Consider the following 16,790-nt stretch of genomic DNA (forward strand, 5'->3'; position numbering starts at 1 on the left):
CAAAAGTGGAAAAATGTTTGTATAGCAACTATGGTATGATAGTTGCAAAAAGGTGGGAATAATGATAAATCTAAACATAGAGGTTTTTTTCATCTCATGAAATAATAGATAGTTATTATTCGTTATATGTAAATTTTTATAGAAGAATGGATAGAAATAAAGTGAAACTTTAATCAGTAGGAGGTTCATCCAAAGCTGATTATTAGCCCACACCAATCGGGCATTTACTGCCCGCAAATAGCGGGATAAATTTTTTGGTTAAATAAAACAAAACCATTGAAATGAATATTTACTTTTGATGGACTACACGAATCGGGTTCTTACTGCCTGTTTGAGCGGGATAAAAGAAGGATAGCAAGATGAGAGGAGGTAGGCATGGGAATACTGAATAGAAGTTCGGTATGTTCTTTTTCGATACATAAAGAAATTTCCTGTGCTAATAAATGATGAAGCGAGCAAGAATTATTTATAACCCTACTTCTGGGCGTGAGCTATTTAAGAAGAGCTTACCAGAAGTATTACAAAAATTAGAACAAGCTGGCTATGAGACATCTTGTCATGCGACAACGGGACCTGGAGACGCTACTGTGGCGGCGAGGCAAGCTGCGGATCGTAAGTTTGATGTTGTTATTGCCGCTGGTGGCGACGGTACATTAAATGAAGTAGTAAACGGTTTAGTTGGACATGAATTCCGTCCGAAATTTGGAATTATTCCAGTTGGAACGACAAATGACTTTGCACGTGCGATTGGTGTACCTCGTTCTATTGAAGAGGCAGCAGATATTATTTGCGAAGGAAAAACAGTGCCATTAGACCTTGGTAGAGCGAACGATACATACTTTATTAACATCGCTGGTGGCGGTCGTATTACAGAATTAACATACGAAGTACCGAGTAAGTTAAAGACAGTATTAGGACAACTTGCTTATTACCTAAAAGGTATTGAGATGTTACCATCATTACATCCAACATATGTTGAAATTGAGTATGATGGAAAATTACTACAAGAAGAAATTACGATGTTTTTAATTACGAATACTCGTTCAGTAGGTGGATTTGAAAAGGTAGCACCGTATGCATCTATTAACGATGGGTTATTCGACCTGTTAGTACTGAAAAAAGGTTCTATCGCTGATTTGATTAAAGCAGCAACACAAGCACAACGTGGTGAACATATTAACAACCCAAAAGTGTTATATACACAAGCGAACCGAATTAAAGTACATTCACCAGATAAACTAATGATTAATTTAGATGGTGAGTACGGTGGAGATGCACCGATGGAATTCGAAAATATATATCATTGTTTAGAACTATTTGTTCCTGAACATCAAGAGGATGCCCTGTAAAGGCATCCTTTTTTACTTTGTTAAAACGAATTGTAAATTGGGAGTTAGTTTGATTTTTATGGTATTTTTACAATTCTTTTATTTTACATCCATATTTTATTGATACACTGGAGGAGATAAGAAACGAGAGGTAGGGTGCTATGGAGAAGGTAAAAGCAATACTATTTGATAAAGATGGGACATTAATGGATTTTCATTCAATCTGGATAAAAGTAGCTGAAGAACTTGTAGCTGAATGTATAAGTTTATATCATTTACCAAGTACAATAGGGCAGACCTTATTAGAAGAGATTGGTGTAGAGGGAGCATTTGTTAATCCGAGGAGTGCAATAGCTGCTGGAACAAGCCTTGATGTAGCGAAGGGGCTTTGTAATTATATTGAGTCTGCTAGAGAAGAAGAGATGCATCAGTGGGTAAGTGAGAAGTTATTTTCCCTTATGTATGAGTATCGTTCGCATATGAAAATGACAGCGGATTTACCGAAAGTGTTACAGGCATTAAAAGATAAAGGATTTATATTAGGGGTTGTCACGGCGGACGATTTTGCACCGACAGAATTATTTTTAAAACAATATAAGTTGGAAAACTTTTTTGATTATATTATAGCCTCGGATACATTCCCGGCGCAAAAACCAGATAAAAAGATTATAGAAGTGTTTTGTGAGAAATTTAATTTAGAATCATGTGAGGTTGCGGTTGTTGGAGATACGCCAACTGATTTACATTTAGCCAAAAATAGCGATTGCTATGCAATTGGGGTGCTATCTGGTACGGGAGACCGTCCAACATTAGAACCACTTGCTGATTTAGTGTTAGATTCTGTTGGGGAGTTTATTTCTCAATCGGGTGAGTTTTTCTGGGAGAAAGAAAAGTCTAATGTGTAAGGCAAATAAGTCTATAAAGACTCTTAATGAGTCTTTATAGACTTATTTTTGTGCCTGGATACAAAGAATATAGGATAAATGCTAGAAAAGAAAGTTGGCATACATTTTGCAATAAAAAGAGAAAACAATGTAAAGAAAAGGATGGGGTACGCAATGAACACGAAAAAATTTGCTAAAGTAAATGAACAAATTCCAGGACCGAAAGCGGCATCTTTATTAGAACGCCGTCAAAATATAGTACCAAAAGGAGTAAGTAACGGCATCCCAACGTTTGTACAATCTGCAAATGGTGCTCTTGTAACAGATGTTGATGGCAATCAGTACATTGATTTTGCAGGAGCAATCGGGACAATTAACGTAGGGCATTGTCATCCAACGGTTAAAGAAGCGCTCCATAAACAAGTCGATCAATACATTCATACTGGATTTAACGTCATGATGTATGAGCCATATATTGAATTAGCGGAAAAGCTTGCGGCATTGGCACCAGGAAGTTTCGATAAGCAAGTCCTCTTTTTAAATAGTGGTGCAGAAGCAGTTGAGAACGCGGTGAAAATCGCTCGTAAATATACGAAGAGACCTGGTATTATCGCATTTTCTAAAGGTTTCCACGGGCGTACATTAATGACAATGACGATGACAAGTAAAGTGAAGCCATATAAATTGGGGTTTGGTCCCTTTGCTCCAGAAGTATATAAAGCGCCATTCCCATACGAATACCGTCGCCCAGAGGGATTAACGGAAGAGCAGTATGATGATTTTATTATTGAAGAGTTTAAGAACTTCTTCATATCGGAAGTAGCGCCAGAAACAATTGCAGCTGTTGTAATGGAACCTGTTCAAGGGGAAGGTGGATTTATCGTCCCAAGTAAGAAATTTGTTCAAGAAGTACGCCGCATTTGTTCAGAGAATGGCATCTTATTTGTAGCGGATGAAATACAAACAGGCTTTAGTCGTACAGGAAAATATTTTGCAATTGATCATTATGATGTCGTTCCAGATTTAATTACAGTGTCTAAATCATTAGGGGCTGGTGTACCGATAAGTGGTGTCATTGGACGTAAAGAAATTATGAATGAGTCTGCACCAGGTGAACTGGGTGGAACGTACGCAGGAAGTCCATTAGGATGTGCGGCTGCATTAGCTGTTCTCGATGTAATAGAAAATGAGAAATTAAATGATAGAGCGATAGAATTAGGAAAAGTCGTAATGAACCGATTCGAAGAGATGAAAAATAAATATCATTGCATCGGTGATGTGCGTGGGTTAGGAGCAATGTGTGCATTTGAGGTCGTTCAAGATCGTAAGACGAAAGCACCTGACAAAACGTTAACGGCTAATCTATGTGCAGAAGCAAATAAGCGTGGGTTACTTTTATTATCAGCAGGAACATATGGAAATGTTATCCGTGTGTTAATGCCTTTAGTTATTACAGATGAGCAACTTGAAGAAGGTTTAACAATAATTGAAGAATCATTGCAAGCTTGTTATGAGCAAACAAACATCGCTCGCGTTTAAAAACTGAAGTATAAATAGCAAACATTCTAGCTGACTCTATATTAAATGCAGAAAATTCACTTTATAATAAAGGTAGTGAAGTGGATCGATGGATTTGAAGTTAGGGGGGCTAGGATGGTTGCAGAAAAGGAACGAGTGTTAATGGATTTAAAAGATGTATTTGAATATGCGTTTGACGAAATTTTTGTTACAGATGAGCAAGGGATCGTTGTACGTGTAAATAGTACATGTGAAAGGCACTATCAACTAGCTGCAGAAGAGTTAGTTGGTAAGCATGTAAAAGAACTACAAAAGGATGGAATCTTTTATCCATCAGCGACATTAGAAGTGATTGAAAAAAAGAGGCCAATTGAACTCGTTCAAACTACAAAATCAGGAGAGTATTTACACGTTCGTACAAGGCCTGTTTTTGATGATGAGGGAAATTTAAGAAGAGTGATTAGTTATTCTCGGGACCTTACTGAACTCTATCAATTACGTCAAAAGGTAGAGGGAATGGATAATCAGCTAAAAACATATAAAAAAGAATTAAGAGAAACATATGAGCATGAAGGACTTATTTTTAAAAGTCTAGCTATGCAAAAAATAGTCGATACAATCAAAAAAGTATCTGTAGTGGATAGTACTGTTCTCGTTTTAGGCGAGACTGGAGTAGGAAAAAGTCGATTAGTACGCCATTTACATGAAGTGAGTCACCGTAAGAATGAAAGTTTCTATGAAATTAATTGTGCGGCATTGCCAACTAATTTAATTGAATCGGAGCTTTTTGGATATTCAGGTGGATCTTTTACAGGTGCGAATCGTGAAGGGAAAAAGGGACTATTAGAATCCGCGCATAAAGGAACTCTTTTTTTAGATGAAATCGGTGAAATGCCGATTGAAATTCAAGCGAAGCTTTTGCAAGTATTGCAAGAAAAAACATTTCGTCCTATAGGCGGAAGAGAATTAAAAAAAGTGGATGTTCGAATTGTGGCGGCAACAAATAGAGATTTAAGCGAGATGGTGAAACAAGGAACATTTCGGAAAGATTTATACTATCGTCTGAATGTCATTCCAATTGCAATTCCCCCGCTTAGGGAGAGAACAGAAGATATTTTGCCGCTTATTTATCATTACTTGCAGCACTTTAATAAAAAGTACGGACGTGATGTGAAACTAGCGCCGAGTACGTTACAAATGTTTGTTGGATATCCGTGGGAAGGAAACAATAGAGAAATAGAGAATGTAATTGAGAGAATTGTTATTACTGTCGATGATGTTGTAACGGTAGAGGATTTGCCACTCTCTATGCAAGAGGCTGCAGTTGAACAATCGGGGCAAAGCCTTTATAAAATGCTGGAAGAGGTAGAGAGAAATATTATTCTTAAAGCGTATAAAACGTATGGATCAAGTTATAAAGTGGCTGATTTTTTGCAAATTAGTCAATCTGCTGCTACTAGGAAAATTAAGAAGTTCATAGAGGAGGAAGAAAACATTGGATAAAAAGGCGACTTTCGTAAGTATAGATAAAAAGGCGATGTATATAAATGGTGAGTGGATTACACTACAAGAACAAATTGAAGTAAATAATCCTGCGACGAAGGAAATATTTGCAACTGTACCAAAAGGCGGAGTAACAGAGGCAAAGCAAGCTGTTGATGCTGCACATGAAGCTTTTAAAACGTGGTCTAAGTTAACGGCAGCAGATCGTGCCACGAAGTTAAAAAAGTGGTTTACGCTTATTGATGAAAATAAAGAAGAGATCGCAGCGATTATGACGAAGGAACAAGGAAAGCCGTTTGCAGAAGCGCTTGGTGAAGTAAATTATGCAAACAGTTTTGTTGAATGGTATGCAGAAGAGGGGAAACGCGTATATGGTGAAATGATTCCTGCTTCTCATCCGAATAAGCGCATTTTAGTTATGAAGCAACCAGTTGGCGTTATGGCAGCTATTACACCTTGGAACTTCCCAGCTGCTATGATTACGAGAAAGGTAGCCCCAGCGCTTGCAGCAGGCTGTACAACCGTTGTGAAACCGGCAAGTCAAACGCCATTAACTGCATTGAAATTAGCTGAATTAGCTCATGAAGCAGATATTCCAAAGGGCGTAATCAATATCGTAACAGGTAGTGCAAAAGCAATTGCTGATACATGGATGGAAGATGGTCGCGTTCGAAAAGTGTCCTTTACAGGGTCAACGGAAATCGGGAAAGAGTTAATGGCTAGTGCGGCGCAAACGATGAAAAAAGTTTCGCTTGAGTTAGGGGGACACGCTCCGTTTATCGTAATGAATGATGCAGATTTAGATAAAGCAGTAGAAGCGGTGATTGGTTCGAAATTCCGTAATGCAGGACAAACGTGTATATGTACAAACCGAGTATTCGTTCAAGAAGAAGTATACGAAGTATTTGTAGAGAAGTTCCAAAAGGCAGTAGGGCAGTTGAAAGTAGGAGACGGTTTCGGTGACGGAACGACTGTCGGGCCACTTATTGATGAGAATGCAGTTTCAAAAGTACAAGAACATATTGAAGATGCTATTCAAAAAGGTGGAACAGTTTTATATGGTGGTCAAAAGGTCGCAGAGTTAGAGGGACATTTCATTCAACCGACTGTAATTGGGTTGGCAAATGATACGATGCTTTGTATGAATGAAGAAACATTTGGGCCAGTGGCACCAGTTGCGAAATTTAAAACAGTTGATGAAGTAATTGAACGTGCAAATAATACACCATATGGTTTAGCTGCGTATATTTTCACGAAAGACATTAGCCAAGCATTCCAAATTAGTGAAGCGCTAGAGTACGGTATTATTGGTCTAAACGATGGTCTTCCATCAGTTGCACAAGCACCATTCGGTGGATTTAAAGAAAGTGGTATCGGCCGTGAAGGAGGCCATTTCGGCATCGAGGAATATTTAGAAATTAAATATATTTCATTAGGACTATAAGTAGTATACTAGAATCTCTATAAGGTAACAGAGAAGGAGATTCTAGTATGGTATATTGGCTATTATTACTTGTTACAATTATTTTTGAAGTAGCTGGAACAATCGCAATGAAACTATCAAATGGTTTAACAAAGCTCGTTCCAAGTGTACTTATTTTCGTATTTTATGGAATTTGTTTCAGCGTGTTTGCTATCGTCGTTAAAAAGATTCATTTAAGTATTGCTTATGCCATTTGGTCTGGCGTTGGAACGTTACTTATTACAATCATTAGTGTGTATTTTTTTAAAGAGCATATTAGCTTATTCCAAGCATTTTGTATTCTCTTTATCGTATTAGGAGTAATTGGGCTTAAAGTATCATCAGCATCATAAAAGGCTATCTTCCTGTGTGGAAGATAGCCTTTTACTTTTATCCCGCTATTTTCCGGGCAGTAAGACCCTCACCTCAAAATTCAGCGAAAGCAAAGAAGTTAGGTGGGGGATCGGGCTGCCCGTAAAAGCCCAATTGGTGAGGGCTAATTAAAGTTTCACTTTATTAAAACGCCCAGTTACCTTTACGGAAGATAGGCTCATGTCTGCCGTCAGCTGTAATACCGTCAATATCAAGCTCAGCTGATCCAATCATGAAGTCGTTGTGTGTGATACTAGCGTTTGCGCCGTTTTCAGCAAGTTCTTCTTTAGACATTGTTTTTCCGCCAACTAAGTTAAATGCATAAGCATTTCCGATTGCAAGGTGGCAAGATGCATTTTCGTCAAATAGTGTATTGTAGAATAAAACATTTGTGTTTGAAATTGGTGAGTCATGAGGTACTAAAGCTACTTCTCCTAAGAAGTGAGAACCTTCATCTGTTTCTACTAAATGTTTTAAAGCTTCTTCACCAGCTTCAGCTTTATAGTCTACGATACGTCCGTTTTCAAATGTTAACGTGAAATTATCGATAATATTACCTGCAAATACTAACGGTTTTGTACTAGAAACTTGGCCGTTTACACCTGTTTTAAGTGGCATTGTAAATACTTCTTCAGTTGGAATATTAGCCATAAATGGTACGTTCTTTTCATTTAAGCTACCAGCACCAGCCCATACATGTTTTTTTGGAAGTTCGATTGTTAAATCTGTTCCAGGACCTGTATAGTGAAGAGCTTTATAATGCTTTTCGTTTAAGTAATCCACTTTTGTATGTAATGTTTCATCATGTTCTTTCCATGCTTCTACAGGATTTTCTAAATCAGCACGAGTAGCTTTGAAAATAGCATCCCATAACTTTGCTTCTTGTTCTTCTGGCGCTACGTCAGGGAATACTTTCGCAGCCCATTCTTTCGTAGGAACAGAAATTACACACCAGCTTACTTTATCGGCTTGTACGTAATCACGGTATACTTTCATCGCTTCTCCAGCTACTTTATGAGCTGTTGCGATACGTGTTGCTTCTACACCTTTTAATAAATCAGGGTTTTCTGCATAGATAGACATAAATGCAGCGCCTTCTTTTGCTAATTCTTCACGAGCATGTGCTTTCCAAGAAGGGAATTCAGAGAAAGCTTCTTCAGGAGCTAGATCGAACTTTAAGCGTGTTAACGTCTCATCATTCCAATCCACATATACGTGTTTTGCACCAGATTTATATGCTTTCTCTGTAACGAGGCGTACAAATTGTACAGCTTCAAGAGGTGCACTAATTGATAAAGTTTGTCCAGGTTGAATATTAACACCAACATTAACTGCAAGAGCAGCATATTTCTCTAACGTTTGTTCAAATGACATATGTATAATCTCCTTTAATTTGAAAGATTTCTTACTATATATAATACAAGAAAATTCTAAAAATATATATAAATATAAAGTAAAAAGAGAGCTCAAAATGTATTGAGCTCTTACATTTACTTAATTGAAGAAACAAACTGCTCTACAGTCGTTGTATGGTGTATACGAACGCGCTTCATCTTTAACAATTCATCAGGTTCACCCTTCGTAATGAATTGCCCAGGTTTTGTCGTTGTCGCAAATTGATAATACTTCTTCGTTTCTGCAACAACCTTATCATCTACATGACCGAATGGATAAGCAATCGCGATAACAGGCTTACCTGTTATTTTTTCTAGCTTTTCTTTTGAACCTTTTAACTCTTCCTCATAGTTTGTAATTTTCGGTAAGTCTGCATGTGTTGCAGTATGAGATTGTACTGAGAAAATGCCGGAATCAACCATTTCTTTTATTTCAGAAGTAGAAAGGGCACCTTCTACATCAACGTTATCAACAATCATATATTCTGTTGCTGCCGGTTTAAAAGTATCATCTTTTAGCTTTTGTAAAACGCGAAATGCATTCATATTATTTTTCATACCGTCATCAAATGTAACGAAAATCGGTTTATTTACTTTATTTATATCGCCCCAGCGTTCAAACGTTAACAGCGTATAACCATTGTCCTTTAAATGTTTCATTTGTGCTTCAAAGTTAGCTGGTGAGACGAATAAGTCTTTAATACCTTGACCATGATAATCATCAATTGCGTGATACATAAGAACAGGAACCTTTTGTTCGAAAGTAATAGTAGATTTCGTAAGCGGGATTGTTTTCCCATCTTCTTTCATTCCTGTTGCTTCAATTTGGAACTCACCGCGTTTTCCTTCAAATTCCTTTATATCAAAAGGAAGTGTGAATTGTTTCTCTTTTTCTTTAGAAGAAAAAGATTTAGCACGTTCCTTGCCATCAGCTGTGCGCCAAATTTTATATTGTACTTCATTTAAAGAATCTTTTATGTCTGTAATATGAATACTTGTGTTTGTAGATTCGTGTGTAACTGCATTATATGAGATTTTACCTTGTTTTTGCACAGTCTCTTCTTGTTTCTTAATCCCTTGAGCCGTTTTCTCTTTTTTAGGTTCTGGACTTACATTGTTAGTATTACAGCCTGCTAGAATGGCAGACGTACATAAAGCAATTGCTGCGTATTTCCTCATGAAAATCACCTTCTATTGTGTAGTATGTTGCATATTGACATTAAAATCCCCACCGCTATAAGAGTGGTGGGGATATACCCTTGTTCATCATATCATTTGAAGAAAATGAGGGGAATATGATTTTTAGGAGGCTATTAAGGTAATAGATTAGTGACTTTGAATAGATGTATTTTTTTGTTTCTTATTAGAATTAATAATAATATAACCGACTACAAAGATAAGAGGAATAATGAAGACATAGATAGGCATTCCCCATACATAATAGCTTTTCAGCGTTAAGACTAGTAAATGTAAGAAATCGAAAATTGCGTGGGCTTTCATAATATCCTCCAATGGTTTTTTGAAAATTATAACATTTTAAACTTGTTATTTGTATAATTTGGAAAGTGATTTAAGCTAATTTTAAAGTAAGAAGAAGACTTATTAATATGCAATTTTGCATACAGGTATGGATTTTATTAAAATATAAAGATTTTATACTATAATAAAAACCGCTATAAAACTAAGTAAGAATAATGTATGGAGTGGAGAATAGAAATGAAATATAAAAAAATAATATATATCTTTTTCATATCGCTATTTATAGTTGGTTGTCAAAGTGAAGTGAGTAAAGCGAATAGTGTGGAAGAGTATATTCCATCGCATCTTATGAATGCGGAAGTGACGGCGGATATTATGACACTAGAATTTCCTTATGAGATAAAAGAGAAATTAGAGAAAATAGGAAATAAAATGAGCGGTAGTATTACAAATAATTTAGATTGGTATTTGAAGTATGCCGAAGAAGAAATTATACCGAAAAAAACGTTTCCTTATCATCAAAACTTAGGTATTACAAAAGAAGAATATGATTTTATGATAGATAAAATGAATAATGCAGAATATGTAAATACCAAAGACGGAAAACTCTTTTTTAAACAGAAAGATCATGAAATTCAAATTCTCTCTGATGAAAATTTGAAGCTAATTAAAAATATTCGAATTGATACAGAGAAGAATATAATTAAAACTCCTTTAGGAGAATGCGAATATGAAGGTGAAATAAAGGCGTCGGATGAACAAAAAGCTACTGGTCCATGGAGTGGGAAGATGTGGACTTTAAAAAGCGATGGATTACTTTATCATTTTTCATTAGGAAAGTTAAAAAACATAAACAAATCTATCATTTACATTTCAATAAAAGGTATATATAAAGATAGGATTATCAATACAGAAGAAGCAGTTGAATTTCACTCGATTTCATAAAGAATCAAAAAAATCACCTTACTCGTTAAAGTAAGGTGATTTTTTATTAAATAAACAATCCAGCGATTGTCGCAGATAAAATAGAAGCAAGTGTTGATGCAAATAGCATTTTCCAACCAAATTTAGAAACAACGCTTCCTTGTTTTTCAGAAAGGGCACGGATTGTACCAACGATTGCACCAATTTGGCTAATACTTGCGAAGCTAATTAAGAATACTGTAACGATTCCAACTGTACGTGGAGCTAATGTTGTAGCTGTGTCTTTTAAATCAAGGATTGCTACAAACTCATTTAAAACAATCTTTGTACCCATAATACCACCGGCTGGGATAATATCTTGAGTTGGAATACCCATTAAGAATGCGAATGGAGAAAGTATATAACCGAAGATTTGTTGTAAAGTAACAGCATGTCCCATTGCGCCTGAAGCTGCACTAATTACGTAGTTTACAACTTCCATTACACCGATAAAGGCGATCATTAATGCGGCAACGATACCAGCTACTTTTAAACCATCAAGCGCACCGTTAATCATTGCGCCGATAAAGCTGTCTCCGAATAGAGTTCTATCAAATTTTTGAATCACTTCATCTTCTTTTTTCGTATCAACTGGTGTTAATAACGAACAAACGATTAAGCTTGAGAATAAGTTTAGCGGAAGAGCTGCTAGTACGTATTTTGCATCTAACATCATTACGTATGATGCTGTAACAGAAGCAGAAACGGAGCTCATCGCAGAACAACAAATGATAAACATACGATTTTTATTGAAATGCTGTAAATCGTTTTTAATAACGATTAACGCTTCACTTGAACCGAAGAATACAGAGTTTACTGCGTGGAATGATTCAACGCGTGGTAAACCAGTAATTTTTGAAATAGCACCGCCGACAACGCGAACGATGAATGGTAAAACACCTAAATAACTAAAGATTGAAAGTAGTGCTGAGAAAAATACGATAATTAATAATACGTTTAAGAAAAAGACAAAATCTCTGTGAATTCCATTAAAGAGAAAATCGACACCTGTCGTACCAAGTTTAATTAGTTTGTTGAAAACTTTACTAATGAAAATAATGATTTGTTGACCAACCTTTGTAGCAAACATAAACCAACCGATTAAAATTTGGAAACCAATCATAATTGCAATTGCACGGAAGTTGATTTTACTTTTGTTGTTTGACAAAGCAAAACATAAACCTAACACGGCAAGAATACCGATAATGCTCATTACATATTGCATGTAGTTGCCCCTTTCAGAAGTTCGTATAAAGTTTGTACATAAAACGCTCGTTATATTACTAAAAATAAAAGAACGAGGTTTTATGTCATACGTAAGATGTCTGACCTTTTAGAAAAATAAAAATAAAAAAAGACCCATATGGATTCACTTTCATCTATGAGAGAAAGCTAATCAATATGAGTCCTTTTTTGCGCATAGGCTAATATTCATTAGTTTTCCCCATAGTCCAGCAATTTAAGGTTGCCGGGTAGAAACTCTCGATCCATATTATCAAGTATATATGAGGTAACATCGTCCGTATTAAATTAGTAGTAGCGTAACATTAACAGAGAAGTATCGTCAATAGCTTTTTTTCTTCCAATAGAAAAAGACCATATAAGTATGATAAAATGTAACGCAGTGTTATGAAAAAGAGAGGTCGGAAAATGAGTACTAAAATGACGCCACCAGTTGAGAAAAACGAGTTTATAGATGTAGTATTTGAAGATTTAACACATGATGGTGCCGGTGTTGCGAAAGTAAAGGGCTATCCTATTTTCGTTAAAAACGGATTACCAGGTGAAGAAGCGCAAATTAAAATTATTAAAGTGAAGAAAAACTTTGCATTTGGTCGTTTAATGAAGCTTCATACAGAAAGTCCATATCGTAAAGATGCTGAATGCCCAGTATATAATCAGTGCGGCGGTTGTCAGCTTCAGCACTTAACTTATGAAGGACAATTACAAGCGAAAGAAAAACAAGTACGTGACGTTATGCAGCGTATTGGAGGACTAGGTGATGTTCCTGTTCATCCTGTACTTGGCATGAAGAACCCGTGGGTATACCGCAATAAAGCACAAGTACCAATCGGAGAACGTGAAGGTGGGCTTGTAGCTGGTTTCTATCGCCAAGGAACGCATGACATCATTAATATGGAATCATGCTTAATTCAGGCAGAAGAAAACGATACATTAATCCAAGAAGTAAAACGTATTTGTGAAAAGCACGGTATCACTGCGTACAACGAAGAGCGTAACAAAGGAACACTTCGTCACGTAATGGCTCGTTACGGACAAGTAACAGGGGAAATTATGCTTGTCTTCATTACACGTACAGCAGAATTGCCGAACAAAAAAGCAATCATTGAAGAAATTGCAGCGAAATTCCCAGAAGTAAAATCAATTGTTCAAAACGTAAATACGAAGCGTACGAATGTAATTTTCGGAGACAAAACGACAGTACTGTACGGATCAGAATATATTTATGACTTTATCGGTGACATTAAATTTGCGATTTCAGCACGTTCATTCTATCAAGTAAACCCAGAACAAACGAAAGTGCTATACGATAAAACGTTAGAATACGCAAAATTAAATGGTAACGAAACAGTAATCGATGCCTATTGCGGAATCGGATCAATCTCGTTATTCCTAGCGCAAAAAGCGAAAAAAGTGTACGGCGTTGAAATCGTCCCAGAAGCAATCGAAGACGCAAACCGAAACGCAGCACTAAACAACATGACAAACGCTGAATTTGGCGTAGGAGAAGCAGAAGTAGTCATTCCAAAATGGTACAAAGAAGGCGTAATCGCCGACACAATGGTCGTAGACCCACCGCGTAAAGGCTGTGACGAAGCATTACTAAACACAATCATCGACATGAAGCCAAACCGCGTCGTATACGTATCGTGTAACCCAGCAACATTAGCACGTGATTTAAAAGTACTAGAAGAAGGCGGATATAAAACACAGGAAGTACAACCTGTTGATATGTTCCCGCATACGACTCATGTGGAGTGTGTGGCTTGGCTTAAGTTAGTATAATAGGAAAGCAGTTGATATAGGAAAAATCTATACCACCTGCTTTTTGGTTTACAAAAATACCATTCATAAGCGATTTTAGTTAAAATAAATATTGCTGATTTTCACAAATTATAAATTGAGATTTTGAAATTGTATTCATAGTGAGAGGATTTGAATTTGAAATGATAGATAATTTTTGGCGTGAATTACCACGACCATTTTTCGTACTTGCACCAATGGAAGATGTGACAGACGTTGTTTTCCGTCACGTAGTAAGTGAAGCAGGTCGTCCGGACGTATTCTTCACAGAGTTTACAAACTCGGATAGCTATTGTCATCCAGAAGGTATGAAAAGTGTACGTGGCCGTTTAATTTTTACAGAAGACGAACAACCGATGGTAGCACATATTTGGGGAGATAATCCTGAATACTTCCGTCAAATGAGTATCGGTATGGCAGAGCTAGGATTTAAAGGTATCGATATTAACATGGGTTGCCCAGTTCCGAACGTTGCATCAAGAGGAAAAGGTAGTGGCCTTATTCTACGTCCAGACGTTGCAGCAGAACTTATCCAAGCAGCAAAAGCGGGCGGACTACCTGTCAGCGTAAAAACAAGACTTGGCTTTAAAGAGTTAAGCGAGTGGGAAGATTGGTTAACGCACATTTTCAAACAAGATATTGCAAACCTTTCTATTCATTTACGCACAAGAGAAGAAATGAGCCAAGTAGATGCGCATTGGGAACTAATTCCGGAAATAAAAAAATTACGTGACCGCATTGCACCAAATACGTTAATAACAATCAATGGAGACATCCTTGATCGTAAAATGGGGCTGGAACTTGCTGAAAAATACGGCATTGATGGCGTAATGATCGGACGAGGAATCTTCAAAAATCCATTTGCTTTTGAAAAAGAGCCAAGAGAGCATAGCAGTAAAGAACATCTAGATCTTTTAAGACTACAGCTGGATTTACAAGATCAATATGCAGAAGTACTGCCACGCTCAATCACAGGGCTTCATCGCTTCTTCAAAATTTATGTAAAAGGCTTCCCTGGAGCTGCTGAATTGAGAAATCAATTGATGAGTACGAAATCTACTGATGAGGTGCGTGCTTTGTTGGATAGGTTTGAGGATAGTGTTGGTGTGGCTCAGGATAGTGAGACGGTTTAACTTTTAAGCAGTTAAATCATTTCATATGTAGTGTATGACATGAGTGAGTTGAAAATAAGCGTAGAGCTGGAAAAGAACAGTGTATTTGAGAAATCAAAGCACTGTTTTTTTCTTTTAGTTAATGTTAAGAGAGAAATCTTTTTAAAGGCATATAAAAAACACGTAAGAGCTCTGTAGATACAATGATAGAGAAAAGTTCGGGTAAGACTATAAAACATATCTTTAAAATGTTAAAGTATTAATTTAGCGGACAATAACTAAAAGGTTAGATTTAAACATGATAATTTAAAGCACGTTATAGGATAAACTTTAACTGCTGAATAAATAATCAACATTTCAGGAGGAAACCCAATGGCAATGAGCAACAACGATATATTAAAAAGAGTAAGATATGCTTTAGATATAAGAGATATAGATATGGTAGAAATCTTTAAACTAGGTGGCGTAGAAGTAACGAAAGAAGACGTAGTTGATATGCTTACAAAAATAAAGAGAGCTCCTCAGCATGAAGCTGAAGATGCGGATGTAATCGAAGATGAGTACGTAAAAACATGCGATATGATGATGTTAGAGGCATTTTTAAATGGATTTATTACTTTAAAAAGAGGAAAGCAAGATCCGAAACCAGGGCAGCCGGCACCTGTACAGAGTAAGGAGAGTGCCAATAACCTTCTTCTAAAGAAAATGAAAATCGCACTATCTTTAACGAGTGAGGATGTACTTGATATATTAGATAGCGTAGGCGTTACGGTAACAAAAGGAGAGTTAGGCGCTCTATTAAGAAAAAAAGGTCATAAAAATTACAAAGAGTGCGGCGATAGATACGCAAGGAATTTCATTAAGGGATTAGGTGTAAAGTATAGAGGATAATGAGTTCGTTAAAGCAGTAAATGATATAATAGGTAGAGTAGGACGTTCGTATCCTACTCTTTTTTATTTGTAAAAATACTATGCTAGGTGATGAAATGGTACATACATATTTAGGTGAGACAATTAATTTTCATATAACTTATAAGAAGAAAAAGTCCGTGCGTCTTTTTGTGGATTCGTATGGAAATGTGGAAGTGCAGGCTCCGAAAGGGACACCTGTTGAATACTTAGTCCAGTTGCTAGAGGAAAAGTGGGATTGGATTCAGACAACTCGTAAGGAAATGGCGGAGCGAGCGCGTGGACCACAGGAAAAGGATTACGATCAAGGAGAAGGCTTTTTGTATTTAGGGAATACGTATCCGATACAGATTTCCCAAGATGTAAGTATTGAGCAAGACAATGCGATTTTTGAAGGGGATAAGTTACATATTTATGTAAAAGAGCTAAAGGATGAGAAAATACAGCAAGCTTTAAAACGATTTTATTATAAGCAGTGTAAAACTTTAGTAGAGAAGAGTATTAAAGCGCATCAAAGTAACTTTAAAACAAAACCACGTTCTATTCGTATTACAGATAGTAGTCGTACTTGGGGTACTTGCGATTCGAATTTACAACTAACATTCAATTGGAAGCTAGCAATGGCACCACAGCGAGTAATTGACTATGTAATCGTTCATGAAATGTGTCATATGGTTCATTTAAATCATGATCGATCTTTTTGGCGTCTTGTCGGGAAGATAATGCCTGATTATAAGGAGATGGAGAATTGGTTAGCGTTATCTAGTTGGAAGATGACGGTTTAGGAAGGGATATCGATTTTTGTCTGTAAATCGATATTT

The 16,790-nt window shown here is 36.6% G+C and carries 15 protein-coding genes and 1 riboswitch; of the genes, 11 read left to right on the forward strand and 4 right to left on the reverse strand.

The window, feature by feature from the left end; translation table 11 throughout:
- Positions 1-443 precede the first annotated feature (443 nt).
- The 6 genes from MR170_RS26150 (at position 444) to MR170_RS26175 (ending at position 7,048) form a co-directional block, all read left to right on the forward strand.
- Positions 444-1,349, forward strand: a complete 906-nt coding sequence (locus MR170_RS26150; protein WP_000977679.1) for a diacylglycerol kinase — start codon at positions 444-446, stop codon at positions 1,347-1,349.
- 140 nt (positions 1,350-1,489) lie between these two features.
- Positions 1,490-2,233, forward strand: a complete 744-nt coding sequence (locus tag MR170_RS26155; RefSeq protein ID WP_029441475.1) for an HAD-IA family hydrolase — start codon at positions 1,490-1,492, stop codon at positions 2,231-2,233.
- A gap of 153 nt (positions 2,234-2,386) precedes the next feature.
- A complete protein-coding gene (gene gabT, locus MR170_RS26160; RefSeq protein ID WP_098447115.1) occupies positions 2,387-3,751 on the forward strand; it encodes a 4-aminobutyrate--2-oxoglutarate transaminase in 1,365 nt (454 codons plus the stop codon).
- 114 nt (positions 3,752-3,865) lie between these two features.
- On the forward strand, positions 3,866-5,233 hold the full coding sequence (locus MR170_RS26165) for a sigma-54 interaction domain-containing protein (RefSeq protein ID WP_242309943.1): 1,368 nt from the start codon (positions 3,866-3,868) through the stop codon (positions 5,231-5,233).
- Positions 5,226-6,677, forward strand: a complete 1,452-nt coding sequence (gabD, locus tag MR170_RS26170) for an NADP-dependent succinate-semialdehyde dehydrogenase (RefSeq protein ID WP_029441477.1) — start codon at positions 5,226-5,228, stop codon at positions 6,675-6,677. Before MR170_RS26165 ends, gabD begins: the two co-directional genes overlap by 8 nt.
- A 47-nt stretch (positions 6,678-6,724) precedes the next feature.
- Positions 6,725-7,048: a DMT family transporter gene (locus MR170_RS26175; RefSeq protein ID WP_000263262.1), complete on the forward strand. Its 324-nt coding sequence runs from the start codon at positions 6,725-6,727 to the stop codon at positions 7,046-7,048.
- A 163-nt stretch (positions 7,049-7,211) separates the two neighbouring features.
- Here the strand turns inward: MR170_RS26175 and MR170_RS26180 are convergent, their stop codons facing one another.
- From MR170_RS26180 to MR170_RS26190, 3 genes are all read right to left on the reverse strand, one after another.
- The gene (locus tag MR170_RS26180) at positions 7,212-8,441 is read right to left on the reverse strand and encodes an aminopeptidase (RefSeq protein ID WP_242309946.1); all 1,230 of its coding nucleotides are present in this window, start codon (positions 8,439-8,441) and stop codon (positions 7,212-7,214) included.
- Positions 8,442-8,557: 116 nt separating this feature from the next.
- Complete coding sequence (locus tag MR170_RS26185; protein WP_242309948.1) at positions 8,558-9,640, reverse strand: polysaccharide deacetylase family protein; 1,083 nt, start codon at positions 9,638-9,640, stop codon at positions 8,558-8,560.
- A gap of 147 nt (positions 9,641-9,787) precedes the next feature.
- Positions 9,788-9,961 carry a hypothetical protein gene (locus tag MR170_RS26190; RefSeq protein ID WP_000643592.1) on the reverse strand — a complete coding sequence of 58 codons (174 nt, stop codon included), beginning with the start codon at positions 9,959-9,961 and terminating at the stop codon, positions 9,788-9,790.
- A gap of 216 nt (positions 9,962-10,177) precedes the next feature.
- Between MR170_RS26190 and MR170_RS26195 the strand changes: the two genes are divergently transcribed.
- Positions 10,178-10,885, forward strand: a complete 708-nt coding sequence (locus MR170_RS26195; protein WP_242309951.1) for a hypothetical protein — start codon at positions 10,178-10,180, stop codon at positions 10,883-10,885.
- Positions 10,886-10,931: 46 nt separating this feature from the next.
- Here the strand turns inward: MR170_RS26195 and MR170_RS26200 are convergent, their stop codons facing one another.
- The gene (locus MR170_RS26200; protein ID WP_016083714.1) at positions 10,932-12,128 is read right to left on the reverse strand and encodes a NupC/NupG family nucleoside CNT transporter; all 1,197 of its coding nucleotides are present in this window, start codon (positions 12,126-12,128) and stop codon (positions 10,932-10,934) included.
- A 202-nt stretch (positions 12,129-12,330) separates the two neighbouring features.
- A riboswitch (purine riboswitch) is annotated at positions 12,331-12,432 on the reverse strand.
- A 121-nt stretch (positions 12,433-12,553) separates the two neighbouring features.
- On the opposite strand from MR170_RS26200, the gene rlmD reads away from it, so the two are divergent.
- The 4 genes from rlmD to MR170_RS26220 all read left to right on the forward strand — a co-directional run bounded on the left by rlmD (position 12,554) and on the right by MR170_RS26220 (position 16,754).
- Entirely contained in the window at positions 12,554-13,930 is a 1,377-nt protein-coding gene (gene rlmD, locus MR170_RS26205; protein WP_000105032.1) for a 23S rRNA (uracil(1939)-C(5))-methyltransferase RlmD, read from the forward strand.
- 161 nt (positions 13,931-14,091) lie between these two features.
- Positions 14,092-15,081, forward strand: a complete 990-nt coding sequence (locus tag MR170_RS26210; protein ID WP_016083712.1) for a tRNA dihydrouridine synthase — start codon at positions 14,092-14,094, stop codon at positions 15,079-15,081.
- Between the two features lie 351 nt (positions 15,082-15,432).
- A complete protein-coding gene (locus MR170_RS26215) occupies positions 15,433-15,951 on the forward strand; it encodes a YehS family protein (RefSeq protein ID WP_029441480.1) in 519 nt (172 codons plus the stop codon).
- A gap of 95 nt (positions 15,952-16,046) precedes the next feature.
- Complete coding sequence (locus MR170_RS26220; RefSeq protein ID WP_242309955.1) at positions 16,047-16,754, forward strand: M48 family metallopeptidase; 708 nt, start codon at positions 16,047-16,049, stop codon at positions 16,752-16,754.
- The last annotated feature ends 36 nt before the right edge of the window (positions 16,755-16,790 follow it).

It is taken from the genome of Bacillus cereus group sp. BfR-BA-01524 (assembly GCF_022662595.1).
GTDB lineage: Bacteria > Bacillota > Bacilli > Bacillales > Bacillaceae_G > Bacillus_A > Bacillus_A thuringiensis_S.

Excerpts from the sequence above, each read along its gene's own strand:
- MR170_RS26200 (WP_016083714.1), bottom strand. The coding sequence starts at position 12,128 with ATGCAATATGTAATGAGCATTATCGGTATTCTTGCCGTGTTAGGTTTA.
- MR170_RS26220 (WP_242309955.1), top strand. The coding sequence starts at position 16,047 with ATGGTACATACATATTTAGGTGAGACAATTAATTTTCATATAACTTAT.
- MR170_RS26165 (WP_242309943.1), top strand. The coding sequence starts at position 3,866 with ATGGTTGCAGAAAAGGAACGAGTGTTAATGGATTTAAAAGATGTATTT.
- MR170_RS26210 (WP_016083712.1), top strand. The coding sequence starts at position 14,092 with ATGATAGATAATTTTTGGCGTGAATTACCACGACCATTTTTCGTACTT.
- MR170_RS26180 (WP_242309946.1), bottom strand. The coding sequence starts at position 8,441 with ATGTCATTTGAACAAACGTTAGAGAAATATGCTGCTCTTGCAGTTAAT.
- MR170_RS26190 (WP_000643592.1), bottom strand. The coding sequence starts at position 9,961 with ATGAAAGCCCACGCAATTTTCGATTTCTTACATTTACTAGTCTTAACG.
- gabT (WP_098447115.1), top strand. The coding sequence starts at position 2,387 with ATGAACACGAAAAAATTTGCTAAAGTAAATGAACAAATTCCAGGACCG.
- rlmD (WP_000105032.1), top strand. The coding sequence starts at position 12,554 with ATGAGTACTAAAATGACGCCACCAGTTGAGAAAAACGAGTTTATAGAT.
- MR170_RS26215 (WP_029441480.1), top strand. The coding sequence starts at position 15,433 with ATGGCAATGAGCAACAACGATATATTAAAAAGAGTAAGATATGCTTTA.
- MR170_RS26150 (WP_000977679.1), top strand. The coding sequence starts at position 444 with ATGATGAAGCGAGCAAGAATTATTTATAACCCTACTTCTGGGCGTGAG.
- MR170_RS26175 (WP_000263262.1), top strand. The coding sequence starts at position 6,725 with ATGGTATATTGGCTATTATTACTTGTTACAATTATTTTTGAAGTAGCT.
- MR170_RS26195 (WP_242309951.1), top strand. The coding sequence starts at position 10,178 with ATGAAATATAAAAAAATAATATATATCTTTTTCATATCGCTATTTATA.
- MR170_RS26185 (WP_242309948.1), bottom strand. The coding sequence starts at position 9,640 with ATGAGGAAATACGCAGCAATTGCTTTATGTACGTCTGCCATTCTAGCA.
- MR170_RS26155 (WP_029441475.1), top strand. The coding sequence starts at position 1,490 with ATGGAGAAGGTAAAAGCAATACTATTTGATAAAGATGGGACATTAATG.